This is a genomic window from Pseudodesulfovibrio tunisiensis, from assembly GCF_022809775.1.
GTDB lineage: Bacteria > Desulfobacterota > Desulfovibrionia > Desulfovibrionales > Desulfovibrionaceae > Pseudodesulfovibrio > Pseudodesulfovibrio tunisiensis.
In genome coordinates, this window is sequence record NZ_CP094380.1 from 193,635 (window position 1) to 206,720 (window position 13,086).

At 57.6% G+C, this 13,086-nt stretch carries 11 protein-coding genes; 3 read left to right on the forward strand and 8 right to left on the reverse strand.

The window, feature by feature from the left end; translation table 11 throughout:
• Positions 1 to 80: 80 nt before the first annotated feature.
• The 7 genes from fliS to MPN23_RS01075 all read right to left on the reverse strand — a co-directional run bounded on the left by fliS (position 81) and on the right by MPN23_RS01075 (position 9,129).
• Complete coding sequence (gene fliS / locus MPN23_RS01045) at positions 81 to 770, reverse strand: flagellar export chaperone FliS (RefSeq protein WP_243545616.1); 690 nt, start codon at positions 768 to 770, stop codon at positions 81 to 83.
• Between the two features lie 18 nt (positions 771 to 788).
• The gene (gene fliD, locus MPN23_RS01050) at positions 789 to 2,498 is read right to left on the reverse strand and encodes a flagellar filament capping protein FliD (RefSeq protein WP_243545617.1); all 1,710 of its coding nucleotides are present in this window, start codon (positions 2,496 to 2,498) and stop codon (positions 789 to 791) included.
• Positions 2,499 to 2,639: 141 nt separating this feature from the next.
• Positions 2,640 to 3,557, reverse strand: coding sequence for a flagellin N-terminal helical domain-containing protein (locus MPN23_RS01055; RefSeq protein ID WP_243545618.1), 918 nt, complete (start codon positions 3,555 to 3,557; stop codon positions 2,640 to 2,642).
• Positions 3,558 to 3,818: 261 nt separating this feature from the next.
• Positions 3,819 to 5,459: a glycosyltransferase family A protein gene (locus MPN23_RS01060; RefSeq protein ID WP_243545619.1), complete on the reverse strand. Its 1,641-nt coding sequence runs from the start codon at positions 5,457 to 5,459 to the stop codon at positions 3,819 to 3,821.
• A 9-nt stretch (positions 5,460 to 5,468) separates the two neighbouring features.
• Positions 5,469 to 7,154: a CgeB family protein gene (locus MPN23_RS01065; protein WP_243545620.1), complete on the reverse strand. Its 1,686-nt coding sequence runs from the start codon at positions 7,152 to 7,154 to the stop codon at positions 5,469 to 5,471.
• Between the two features lie 141 nt (positions 7,155 to 7,295).
• Complete coding sequence (locus tag MPN23_RS01070; protein ID WP_243545621.1) at positions 7,296 to 8,084, reverse strand: DUF748 domain-containing protein; 789 nt, start codon at positions 8,082 to 8,084, stop codon at positions 7,296 to 7,298.
• Between the two features lie 79 nt (positions 8,085 to 8,163).
• Positions 8,164 to 9,129, reverse strand: coding sequence for a zinc dependent phospholipase C family protein (locus MPN23_RS01075; RefSeq protein ID WP_243545622.1), 966 nt, complete (start codon positions 9,127 to 9,129; stop codon positions 8,164 to 8,166).
• A gap of 82 nt (positions 9,130 to 9,211) precedes the next feature.
• Here MPN23_RS01075 and MPN23_RS01080 point away from each other — a divergent pair, with 82 nt between their 5' ends.
• Complete coding sequence (locus tag MPN23_RS01080) at positions 9,212 to 9,724, forward strand: nucleoside/nucleotide kinase family protein (protein WP_243545623.1); 513 nt, start codon at positions 9,212 to 9,214, stop codon at positions 9,722 to 9,724.
• A gap of 93 nt (positions 9,725 to 9,817) precedes the next feature.
• On the opposite strand, the gene MPN23_RS01085 is transcribed toward MPN23_RS01080, so the two are convergent.
• Positions 9,818 to 10,237 (reverse strand): DUF2721 domain-containing protein, encoded by a 420-nt coding sequence (locus MPN23_RS01085; protein WP_243545624.1) that lies wholly within the window; start codon positions 10,235 to 10,237, stop codon positions 9,818 to 9,820.
• Positions 10,238 to 10,376: 139 nt separating this feature from the next.
• Between MPN23_RS01085 and thyX the strand changes: the two genes are divergently transcribed.
• Positions 10,377 to 11,108, forward strand: coding sequence for an FAD-dependent thymidylate synthase (gene thyX / locus MPN23_RS01090; RefSeq protein ID WP_243545625.1), 732 nt, complete (start codon positions 10,377 to 10,379; stop codon positions 11,106 to 11,108).
• A 605-nt stretch (positions 11,109 to 11,713) separates the two neighbouring features.
• Complete coding sequence (gene dnaA / locus MPN23_RS01095; protein ID WP_243545626.1) at positions 11,714 to 13,063, forward strand: chromosomal replication initiator protein DnaA; 1,350 nt, start codon at positions 11,714 to 11,716, stop codon at positions 13,061 to 13,063.
• Positions 13,064 to 13,086: the final 23 nt, after the last annotated feature.

Here is a 13,086-nt window from a genome sequence, read left to right on the forward strand (position 1 = left end):
TGAACGAGGTTGCTCCAGTCGGGAACTCCGCGTCACGGAAAAAGGGAGCGGCCTGGATTCAGACCGCTCCCTTTGATTGGCTATCGGTTGGAGCCATAGGCATTTCTCGCCCTGAGTCGCGTTGCATTCATGAGCGGGCGTTTGGGCGGTTGCACTGGCTGTGGTGTCGGCTTGGGTGCCGGGGCCGATTCCGGAGCTGCTGCGGCAGCTTCCGGGGCGGGGTTTGCGGTCTGCTGTTCGGCAGGAGGCCGTACCGTACTCTGCGCGGGACGGGGGGGCGTCGGCATCTTGGGCCGGGCCATGCCTGTCGGCGGAGTGGGGACGGATGCGCCGGGAACAGCCTGCGGCCTCGGGATTTGCGGTATGGAACGCGCCTGCGGCTTTGCGGCCGGAGCAGTACCTTCGTGCTGGGGCACGATTTGGGCGTAGGCGGACCTGAGGCCTTGCATGATCTTGATGACGTCATCGATCATTTTGGTGTCCATGCGGATGTTGGCCTTGGTCAGGTGCGTGGTGCAGAAGAAATAGAGCTGGCTCAGCTTGGGCGTGATTTCTCCACCCTTTTCCCGGTTCAGGCATTCGGCCAGTTCGTGGATGATGGCCATGGCCTTGGAAATGTAGATGCCTTTCTTGGCAAAATCCCGGTTCTCCATCTCCATTTTCGCGCGCTTCAGGAATTTGATAGCCGCGTCATAGAGCATGATGAGCAGTTCTCCCTGGGTGGTGGTTTCCACCTGGGTCGCGAGATATGCCTTGGCTGGATTGGCCATTCTTACTCTCCTTCTGAATTATGATTTCATCAGCTGGGCCATCTGTGCGTTCAGTGACGCCATTTTCTGGTCGTACTGGCCCAGCAGCGCGTCGAGACGGGCGAACTTCAGGCGCAGGTTGCGCTCCATGCGGTCGATCCGAGTGTTCTCGTAATCGATCTTGTCGTCAATACCATCCATGATATCCCCGTAGTTCTCCTGAAGAACTGCGAGGGGGCCGCCCTGATGGGTGTGCTTGTTGAACGGTTTGGTCAGTTCCTTGAGTTCGTCGATCAGTTCCCCGGTCTTGCCCTGCTTGAGGGTGACCTTGCCGGAGTAGCTGGCGTTTGCGGTGCGGTTGTCCAGACGTATGGAAATACCTGCCGCATCCGTTCCCGGAATGCCCGTGATGTACCACCCGGAAACCTTGGCCGGATGACCGTTGATGGTGGCCGTGGAAATGCCTGCACCGCTGGTCTGGATCTGCACGTCGTACACCCCGGGTTTGGTGGTGCCCTTGATGGACCCCATGAAGGTCATGTCCGGGGAATGGCTTTCGCCGAGGTCCGAAGCCGCAAACAGCTTGGCAACCTCCGTGGGATTTTCCTTGAGCGCCTTGTCCAGCTCCTCGTCATCGATCTTGAGCAGGCCGTATGTTTCCGAACCTTCCTGAGGATCGGTGTGAATGCCGATCTGGGACAGGGCGGAATAGAGGTCGCCGCTCTTTGTCTTGTCGTTGTAGAATTCGAAGCCCTTGCCCACGTCGGCCACGATGTTCTTGAGATTCTGGCCGATGATGTCCACGCCGTAGTTGCCGGACAGGATGGACCCCTGCACTTCCTTGGTGGAGGTGTCGATCTTGGTGATCTTCTGCAACTGTGTTCGGACAATGTTCACGGCCTCCACGAATTTATGGACGTTTTCCTTGATCTTGTTCGTGTCCGTGGAAACAGTCAACGTTACTTGGGTTCCGGGTTCCGCGTTCTTGAGGTTCAGGGTCAGACCGTCGACCGCGTCCTTGATCTGGTTGGAGTCGCGTTCAAGCCATTCATCCGCACCCGGGGGAAAGCCGTTGACCTTGATTTTGGCATTGCCCGCGTTCTGGGATTCGTTGAAATCCGAGGGCTTGAAGATCATGGAACCGGTGTCGGAAATAATTACCTGATTGTCTGCGCCGAGGTCCCTGCCGGCAATCTGCAGATGGTACGTGTTGCCGTCGAATATGGTGCTCGCACGAACCTTGTCCTTGGATTCCGCGTGGTGGTTGATGTAGCTGACCAGGCCTTCCAGCGTGGTGCCCGCGGAGATGTTGCTCAGGGTGTAGGACTCTCCGGCATAGGAAAATGTGAAATTCGTGGTGCTGGAGGTGATCGAATCGGTCAGGGCACTGGTGCCGGATGCCGTGGCAAGGATGTCGTTGGTGGCGAGGCTACCGATTTCGATGTTGTAGGCCGCTTCCTGAATATCGCTGTTCGCCGTGGCCGTGAGCAGCTTGGAGTCCGTGGTGGAAACGGATTTGGCAAGAAATTCGTTCATGGTATCCATGGATTCCAGCGTGGTCTTCATGGACAGCATCTTGGTGTTGAGAGTCTTGAATTCCTCGTTTTTCGTTTCCCACGAGGATTTCCATGTCTCCAAACGGCGGACGCGGGCCATCTCGACATCGACGAGACCCTCGATGAGTGCGTTGAAGTCCGTGCCGTTGCCCAGACCCGCGAAGTTGACTTGTCCTGATGTGTAGTCAGCCATGGCTACTTCCTGTTTCGGAATTTTTTTCCGGTTACTTTAGGTCACCGGTGAAAATGCAAGCAGGATGCCATGAAAAAGAGGCCGGACCGCGATGCGGTCCGGCCTGTGCGTGCGGTTTCCCCTCCGCGCTGATTGTCACCCCTAGCCGATGAGGGACAGAGCCATTCTCGGCAGGGAGTTGGCCTGAGCCAGCATGGACACGGCGGACTGGGTCAGAATCTGGTTGCGCACGAATTCGGTCATCTCGGTGGCCACGTCCACGTCGGAGATTCGGGATTCCGATGCCTGGACGTTCTCGGCCTGGATGCCCAGAACCGTGACGGTGTTTTCCAGACGGTTCTGGAGCGCACCGAGGTTTGCACGAATCTTGTCCTTGGACACGATGGCGTCGTTGATCGCGTCAAGGGAGGCCTGTGCCAGCGCCTGGGTGGAGATGGACTTGCCCGCATTGGCGGCTTCGCCGGTTCCACCCTTGGCCGCGGCGGACTGGCCGAGGCCCAGTGCGGAGGCCGAGGAGTTGTTGATGGAGATGTAGTAGTAGTCCTCGGACGAGTCATTGCCGGTACCGAAGTGGACCTTGACCGGACCGGTGGACTTCAGGCCAGCGCCGTTGTGCGCGGAATTCTCGCCGGACAGGGCGCCGTTCAGCAGGTAGACGCCGTTGAAGTCCGTGGAGTTGGCAATTCGGGTGATTTCCGAAGCCATGGCCTGATATTCGGAGTCGATGATCAGGCGCTGATCCGAGCTGTAGGTACCCGTTGCGGCCTGCTGCGCCAGTTCCTTCATGCGGATGAGCTTTTCGTCGATGACGGAAAGCGCGCCGTCCGCAGTCTGGATCAGGGAAATGCCGTCGTTGGCGTTACGGATGCCCTGCTGCAGGGAGCGGACGTCCGCACGCATGAGCTCGCGAATGGCCAGACCTGCGGCATCGTCCGCAGCCGTGCCGACACGAAGACCAGAAGACAGGCGGCGAGTGGACACGCCAAGTGCGTCGTACGACTTGGACAGGTTGGCCGCGGCATTCATGGCCATGAGGTTGTGGTTAATAACGAGGGCCATAGTTTCCTCCTTGAAAGTGGTTCGGCATCCTTGCCTTGTTTAGTCGCCCGAATGGTTTTCGCCGGGCAGACCTATCACCATTTGCCTAACTCATCGTCCGTGGAGGAAAAAACTTTAGGCTGGAAATGTTTTTTTTTTTTTTTTGAACAGACTGGGATAGTTGAATGAAAAAACAAGGGAATACGGACTGCCGGAGCAGGGGCGCAAGAGGAATATCCCGGACCGGGACAAGGGAAGTGGCGGGATTTGCCCGGCCGGGCACTATCGGGACGAATCCTTTGTGTCGGCAAGGAGTTGCGCCTTGCGCCGAAAGTCGGTTTCCATGCGCAGGGTGTCGGCTTGCAGGAGTCGCAGGAATTCAGCGCGCTCGTACTTGGTTTCCAGCTTGAGGACGTTGCCGGACATGTTTCCCCTGGCTGCCGGGGCGGCCAGAGTCAGGCGGCCGCTTTTGCAGCAGTGGCGTACGCAAAGATGGCCGTGGTATACCGGAGCCTTGCCTTGCAGGCAAAGTTGCAGGTCGTGGTCGAGGTCGTCGAATTGGCTTGGAGAGAACCTGAGATCAAAGTCCGGCCCTTCGGTTAGATCGCGGCCTCGAAACAGGTGGAAGCATCCAGTGACCGAGTGGCATGGCCGGGTGTATGAAAATTGGCAGAAATCCATATCCTGATTGCAGGCATCGTAAAATGCGAACGCAAAGCCCCGGTGTGTCTCATCCGGTTTCCCGGCATCCTTGAGGTGCAGGTCGGCGTGTTGAATCAGGTTCGGGTGGGAGGCGTCCGTCACTCGACAACCCCAGACGCCGGCCTCGGGATATGCCCGTACCGCTGTGTGAAGGTGCTTCTGCCAGTCTTCGGGAAGCAGGGCATCGTCATCCAGATAGGCCACATAGTCGAATTCCCCGGAGGCAGGGAGGTGCTTGAGCCAGTTGCGGGCTGCGGGCGCACCGATGTTTGCCGGCATGGTCAATAGGGAAAGTCTGTCGCCCATGCGATCCTTCCAGACGTGAAGGATGTCGTCCGTGTGATCGGTGCTGCCGTTGTTCAGCACTGTTACCGACATGTTGTCGGCAAGGCTTGGGGCCAGTGCCGTCAGAGTGTTGTTCAGATCGTCGGCCTTGTTGAACGTGTAGAGCTGGACGCAGACGCTCCCGGGGAGTTGTGAATCGGCTTGGTCCATGCCCGTGATCAGATCATGGGCGGTCAGGGTCGTGTTGACCTGCCAGGGTCTGCGTCGGATTTCGTTTCGCAGGATTTCCAGAGCCCGGGGCTGCTTGCTGTTTGCAAGAAGACAGGCCGCAAGGCGTAGACGGGCCGGACCGCCCTGAGCCTGGGCATAAAGCTTCAACGCGGTTTCGTGGTCCTTGTTCAGAAATGCCCGATCCCCGGAAAAACGGAATTTGTGCGGTTGCAAGGCGTTGGGCCATGACGCGTTCAGAGCGGCATCCCAAATGGATTCGGAATTCATGAGTGCGGCCAGGTCAAGCATTTGTCCGATCCAGAAAAGATTGTCCGGCTCTGTCGTGTACCCTTGAGCAAGGAAGGCTTCCAGCCCGGCATAGTCACGTTGATCGGTCAGGGCGCGCAACTTTTCCAGTGAGTCCGGAGTTTGAAAACTGGTTGCCGAAGCCGTGATCGCAGCAAGTGACTCCCGGTCGAGGAACGGAAGGGAGCGGTGCAGTGACAGCAGATGATTGGCCAGTACGCCGTCCAGCGGAGCCAGTTCCCACGCGGCGAGCAGCATGTCCAGTCCCAATCCCAGAAGTGCTCGCGTGTGTTCTCCGGCTGTACTGGCCCGGTTCAGAATTTTGTTTCCGGTTTCCAGCAGATGCCGCCGTCCCTGTCCTGAGGCCAGAACGGACCGTTTGAGGTCTTCGTCCAGAATGTCAAGAAAAAAGAGGGACATGATTGTCTCCTAAAGGCACGTTTGGCGCATGACGGATATGAGCCGGGCAAGTCTGTGCTCATATGTGTGCTCGGCCAGAATGCGTTTTCTTGCTGCGCGGGAAATACGTTTTCTCAACGCCTTGTCCGCAAGAAGGCGTTGAATCTGAGGCGAAATCTGTTCCGGATTTTCGTAGGCAACGGATTCGGTTTCCGGCTCGAACAGGTCTTCGAGTTGTTCCCTGCGGTCCGTGAGCACGAAGCCGCCGCAGGCCGGGACATCGAAGATCCGCTGGTTCACTGCCCCTTTCATCTGGCGGCTGGTACAGTTGAAGCTGATCTGCGACCGAGGGTAGAAGCGGGGCAGGTCGGCATAGTAGTCCAGATAATCGAGCCTGCGCCAGTGAGTGCCGGAAAGTTGCGAATCCCAGCCCGGGTCGCCCACGATCAATGGGGAAAAGGGCTGGATTTCCCGTACGCAGGAAAGCCGGTACTGGCGCGTTGCTTCCCATGTCACGAGGGAAATCGTGGCCAGTTGGCGTTCGGGATCGTTTGCAAGGCTGTCCACATGGCTTTTCCATGCGGGGAAGTGCCCGGCCATGTGGGATTCCACGTCCACCTCACCGGACTGGCCGAATGAAGCCGCCACGTGCGGCAGCTCCTTTTGCATTGGGCGGGGAAGTCGGGCCTGTTCAAGACTGTTGGCTATGGCTCCGGTCATGGAATTGCCTACAAAGGAAATGTCCGCTGTCCATTCGTCGGGAGCGGAATCGGCGAGCCCCGGCCGGAATCGTTGCGGGTCCGTTGCCAGCGGCAGATAGTGCACGTTGGGGAATCCCTGGTTGCGCAAGGTGTCGAGGTTGCCTGCGTCGAACGTGAACAGGATCGTGTTGTCCTGCGCCGGGTGGGCATAACGGTGCAGGATCAGATGGGGATTGTCCACGAACCATGAGGCCAGAGGCAGGTGCATGCGCTGAAGCAGCTCGGCCAGACGGCCTTCCCGGTCCATGCCGAAGTGGTTCACGGTGAGCGCGAAATCGGGTTTGCCTTCGAGAGTGGCGTGCAACAGTGTTTCGATGAATTCGGTACTGCCCGTGGTCTGACCGCTGATGTCCAGCGGGATGAAATCCGCGCCCATGCGCGTCAGGGCGGCCCGTATTTCATTGCAGAGAAAATATCCGGAATCGAAGAACAGAATGCGTGGCCGGGCGGATTGGAATTTCGGGTAGTCGAGGGCTTGCCATAAATCCGTTCTGCTCTCTTGTTCCAGAGCCACGGCAACGGCTTCGCAATAGTCCCGATCCAGTCGGAGATAGACCGGGATTCGAAGTATCCGGATCGGACGGCCCGGGTGCTGTCCCTTCCAGTGCAAAAGCCTTTCAAGCGTTTGGGCCGGGCTTGGATCGTCAACAAGCAGGGCCCCGTTGATTTGGCCCGACATTCCTGCCGCGCACCGGATTTCCGGAAACCTGTCCACTATGGCCACGGGGATTCCCCGCTTTGCAAGTGCCCTTGCACACAGGCCGAGGCCCGTTCCCATGAGCACCACGGCGTGATCGTCCGGCACGCTTCGGGCCAAATCCGCTTCCCGTTTTCTGCCCTGACGGCCCCAGAGATGCCATGTCCTGTCGCCCACCCGGAGTCTGACGTCTTCGATTCCGTTCGGACCGACGATTGGTACCGCGGATATTTCCGGTCTGGGCATGGGTGTTTTCATGATTCTCATAGGTACTGCATGCGTCGGGTTCGAGCAAGTCGGGCGACCATTACATTAATATATGGATGGAGGATGTTGCCCGAACAGCCAAATGAAAACCGGGAACCCTTTCGGATTCCCGGTTGAGTGAGCAGGGAACGGCTACTGTTTGTCGCCGCCGAACAACCCCTTGATGGTGTCGCCCACGGACCCGGCGCTTTTGCCGACACCTTCCATGACTTCTCCGGCCTTTTGGCCGATATCCTTGATGGCCTGCCCAGCCGTGCCGGTCACATCACCGGAAAGCTGGGAAAGAACCACGGCGAACGCCTCGGCGGGCGAGGTCTGCTTGTTCCTGCCTATATCCCTGACGTGCAGGTCGGGCAGGGCTATGTCCACGGCCTTGCCGCCGCCCAGCGTGTTGAGCAGGGAACCGGCGAGCTTGACCTTGCCGTTAGTGACAATGAAGTTTTCGATGATCAGATTGACCTGCTGGCTGTCCTGTTCATCCGGTGCGGGCTTTTTCTGCGCGGCTGCGGATTCCTCGCTGGAAACCGCCTTGTTGATGTTGGCCTGAAGCTGTTTGAAATTGTCGGTGTTGCCTTTTTTTTCATAGGTTACGACAGGGCCGTTGATCAGGATTTCCTTGATCACGATGGTGTCGGAGGCCAGGGAATTCTTGTCCACCGTGACCCGGACCAGATCGCATTCCAATGCATTGGGGGCGGTGAATCCCTTGGGATTGCCGAGCACGAAACCCTTGAGCGCGCCGGAACCGGTGAAAAAGGAGATGTCTGCGGACTTGAGCTCCACCTTGCTTTGCGTGAACTGGGGCCCGTAGGTCTCGGTCACGGTCTTGACCAGAGTGCCGAGGTTGAGAACCGCGAGCACGACGAGTCCGAGCACGGCCACGACAAGCGCGCCGCCTGCAATGATCAGGTATTTTTTCATGGGGTCTCCTTGGTTGACGGTTCGGGGTTGTAGATAAGGTAAAGAAAAGTCGTCATTGACGCAATATGCTCCGGGAATTTCAGATTTCGGGATAGGGCGGATTGGCGAAATGCCGCATGGCCGAAGCCGGTGTGTCGGCCAGCCCTGCGTCCATTGATGGTCCGGCTGCATTGGAGGGCGGCGGAGCATTGTCGAAAAGATGTGGCGCAAAATTACGGCAGAGTGCCTCGGCGCGGTCCGCTGCGGTTTCGGCCATTTGGGGCAGGGATGCGACATGATGTTCGCCCGTGGCCGGGTGGCGATAGGCTATGCTTCCCTGCAAGGGAGACTGCTGGGCCAGAAGCTGGGGCGCGTAGAACAGCGCGGCCACTTCCGCAGCACTGTCCGGAAGGATGCGGCGCAATGCAAACAGGCTTTGCGCCAGAGGGCGGATCGGAAACAGGGACTGGAGCGTTCCGAATATCCGCCAGCCGGTCGAAACGGCCCGCTGCATCCGTGGGCCGTCGAGTCCTGCCATTTGGGCCAGACCCTGCACGGGCCATGGCCTTTCCTCGTTCAGGGATGCGAGCTGGTGGCGCAACCTGTAGCGGGAGTTGTCGATCATCTCCGGCACGAGGGTCATGTCCATGAGACTTTCCAGAGCACGGTGCCGCTGGCGGACCAGAGTCCTTTCCAGAGGATTGTCGCCGTAATAGTTTCCGGAGAAATACCAGACCATGGGATGCATGACCGCGTCCGTCATGATGTGGGAGGCCATTCCCACGAATGCTGCGGTTGCCGGGCCGCGTTTGGGGCATTGGCGCACCAGTTCGGCCTGAAGTCCGAGCAGGGCGAAGGTGTCCTGTCCATCCGCGCCGTGCAGCATGTGCGCGAGACGTTCCGCAGGGGCCGCGCCCGGGGTGACCGCATAGAACAGGGCATCGTGGAACACCGACCCGAGAAGCAGGGCGGATTCGTGACGGGCCGCAGCCTCGGCAAAACGCGTGTCGGCCAGCCGGGCAGCCGTGGCCTGCGCCACATGAAAGTGAATCAGTTCCTTGGGCATGTTTTTCCGTTTGCGGTTTCCGGTGCGCACTTGGTACAACGCATTGCGATCAAGCATGTTATCAGGAAAAACAGGGAGTATCATGTCCTTTATTCAGAAAAAGCACGATGTGGAGGAATCCGGGTTGACCCGGGTTTTCAGCAGAGGTGAGACCAGAGAGGATTATGCGGATGCCTGGGCCGGGACCGGAAACGTGATTCTGGTGGGGCTGCCCGGTGCGGGCAAGGCGACTCTTGCACGGGGAATTGCCGAGGCCTTGGGCAAGGACGTGTGCGAGCCGGAAACCGTGGATCAGGCCTTGGCTGCTTTGGCAAAGTCGGACGGGATCGTGGTGCTTGCGGATGTTCTGGTTCGGGAGGAGGCTGTGCGGTCCATACTTCACGGTGCCGGAAAGGTCCTCTATCTCTTGCGCGATGCCCGGTCTCTGGCCGAGAGCGTTTTTCGGGATGGGGATGATTTCGATGCGCTGTGGCAAGGCACGGCGGATCGGCTCGAACGGATGGAGCCGGTGTTCTACTCCGTGCTGCATTTCATCATTCAGCCGGAATCGCCCGATGAGATGCTGCAAAGCGCGTTGGAGAAGATTTCGTTTTGAGGCATGGTCGAAAAAAAAGCAAGCCCCCCGCATTCTTTGCGGGGGGGCTTGTCTTCCGGGCATGCGCAGCCCGGAAAGTTGCTGGTTGAAGGATTATTTGGCTTCGGTTTTTCTGCCGATTTCGATGTCCAGGGAAATCAGGGTGATTCGAAAGTCCTCCAGCAGGAAGAGCAGGGAAGCGATCAGACTGATCAGGGATAATCCGAATACGATTTCCACCACATGCGTCAGCTGCAGGTTGAAGAGCTGAATCGCATACAGGAGCAGGGTCACGCCACTCACGCAGAAGATGGCCAGGATGGCCAAGGCGATGGAAGCGCGCAGGATGTAGCAACGCTTGCGAAGCAGAGCCACCTGCTGGAAGAGCAGATGTCTGTGTGCGGCCGGGGCCGTGTCCATTTCCGTCAGAATCTGGCGGATGAGGTCCGTGGGCCGGGCAATGCGGTTGGTCATCGAAAGCAGCAGCAGTCCAATGCCCGAGATGAGCACGAAGGGCGCTATAGACGCCTGCAAGATTGAAACAAGAGATTGTGTATCCATGGGCAAGCCCTTTATGCCTTCCTAAAATGTCGGTCAAGCGGTTTCATTTTGATTCAGTTTGGGGTAAGGATTTCTCCGTCACGAACACAAGAACCAAGAAAGGACCCGTTTCATGCCTGAAGCCTCGCTCAGGGTTGAGCTGCTTGCTGTCACCCCGAATGCCCTGTCTCTGATCTATGCCGCGTTTCGGCAGTGCTATCATGCCGGTTTTGTTGCCGACATGTGGCCCAAGCTGCTGTCCGGCGAGGTCGACCGGGAGGTTCAGGCCGATTTCGTTTCCAAGGTGTTGGAGTCAGGCCACGACAGCCCGGTGGAACACGTCTGCTTCACGTTTGCGGCGGAAGGCATTTCCCGCGCGTGTTCCCATCAGCTCGTCCGGCATCGGATCGCGTCCTATTCCCAGCAGAGTCAGCGCTATGTCACGGACAGCATGGACTACATCATGCCTCCGGCCATTGCGCGAATTCCCGAGGCCAAGGCCCGGTTCGAGGCATTCATGCAGGAAGTCGGCGATGCCTACGCCGACCTGCGTGACATTCTCGTTGCCCATGGCCGCAAGTCCAAGGCCAACGAGGACGCCCGTTTCGTCCTGCCTCAGGCCGCGGAGACCAAGATCGTTGTTACCATGAATTGCCGGAGCCTGCACCATTTCTTCAATCTGCGCTGCTGCAATCGCGCACAGTGGGAGATTCGTGCGCTTGCCGACGCCATGCTTGAAAAATGCAAGCAGGAGCTTCCCCCCATATTCTCTCGGGGTGGTGCGCGGTGCGAGATGCTTGGTTATTGTCCGGAATCGGGCAAATTCGCCTGCGGCAAATATCCTACCAGAGAAAATCTGACTTAATTTTTCCCACTGCCGGGATTTTTCCCTACGCGTCGAAAGGCGCGTAGCTCTTGTGTTTCGGGACATCTTGTAGAGAAGGTCTGTTATTTTGGCGTGTTGCAAATGTTCCTATTGAAAGGGGCGGGAAGCCTTGGGGTTGCCTGTTTTTTGTCCGGGTACAATAGGTACCCAATACAGTATTTTTTCTCATATGGAAGGGTTTTGAGGTGAATTTGCCATGATATCGAGGTGTTGTGGATTGATCGGCAAATCAGAGAAAACGAATTCAGAGTATATTTGTAAAGAAATAATCTTTCGGGGAATAGTATTTCAATGAAATAGTGCGGAAAATGGCGAAATTGAGATTTCGTGGTGTGGAAAATAAATTTCACCATGTTGATAACATGGCGGCAGGCTGCCCGCCTCACACCAGCAAAACCCTTGTGACACGTTTGTTTCATGCTTGTTGGACGGCGAAAGCAGGCGTAGCAAGGAATACATTAGAATTTCAATGAAAACAGGGTGCTGTAAAAGGCTGACCTTGTCGATAACCTTGCCCGTGATTTGGGCGAACAGAAGGATTACGAGAATTGTCCCTTACTGAGCTTTCAACTAAATCCAACTCCATGATGACAACTGCCTGGAAGCAAATCCTCAACTCTTTGGAGAAGAGCCTCAACCCTGGTCTTTTCAGCGTCTGGATCAAGCCGCTGGAAGGCCATGTCGAAGGCAACCGGCTGAAATTGCTTGCGCCGAACGCCTTTGTGGCCAACTGGGTCAGGGACCGTCTGCTTCAGGTCATCTGTGAAGCCGCTGCCGAGGTCATGGGTGGCTCACCACGAGTCACCGTGGAGGTGGGGGCGCCCCGCAAGGCGCCTGCCAAAAAAATGCTCAAACCCATGGTCCGGTCCATTGCCAAGCCGCTGGGCCTGCCCATTGCCGATGCGCCCAAGGCGGTTACCGTCAGCAATTGGCGGTTCAGCTTCGACGATTTCGTGGTCGGCCCCAGCAATGAGCTGGCCTGTGCGGCCAGCAAGTCCATTTGTGGTAATATCTTCAATTCCGATCATCTGTTTCTGAGTTCGGCTCCCGGTCTTGGCAAGACCCATCTGCTGCACTCCATCGGTCAGGAGATTTGCCGTCACTCCAATCGGAACAGCCTGAATGTCATGAGCCTGTCCGCCGAGGAATTCGCAACCCGGCTCGTACTCGCCATCAAGGGCAATCAGGTGAATCAGTTCAAGACCCGCTTTCGCGAGAAGGCCGACGTGCTCCTGCTGGAGGACGTGCATTTCTTTCAGGGCAAGGAGAAGATGCAGGACGAACTCCTGTGCACACTCAAGGCCCTGAACAATCGCGGTTGTCGCGTTGTCCTGACCAGTTCGTTCCTGCCCAAGGAGCTCAAGAAAATCGACTCCCAGCTCGTGTCGCGGTTCTGTTCCGGATTTCTTGCCCATATCGGCACCCCGGATTTCGAGACCAGACGGCGCATCGTGCTGGAAAAGGCGCGCAGGCTTCAGGTGTCCGTGCCCGTGGAAGTGTCCGATCTGCTGGCCGAGCGGATCACCACGGACATTCGTCAGTTGGAGAGCTGCCTGAACAATTTGGTGCTCAAGGCCAAGCTGCTGAACCGGACCGTGACCATGGACATGGCGTGGGAAGTGCTGGAAAATTACGCCGTGCACAATGCGTCCCCGGATTTTCCGCACATCATCGAATTCATTTGCCGCAGCTACGATCTCAGCGAGGAGGAGCTGCGCTCCAAGAGCCGCAAGCGGCAGATCGTGCTCGCGCGCAATACGGCTTTCTTTCTGGCCCGCAGGCATACCGAGATGTCGCTCAAGGCCATTGGCGAACGTCTTGGCCGCCGTCATTCGACGGTGCTCAAGGGTATTGCCAAGGTGGAAAGGGAAATGTCCCAGCAGACCCCGCTGGGAAGACAGCTCAAAAGCACTGTGGAGCGTCTCGTTTCCTAGGAATAACGCCCCCCACGAACTCC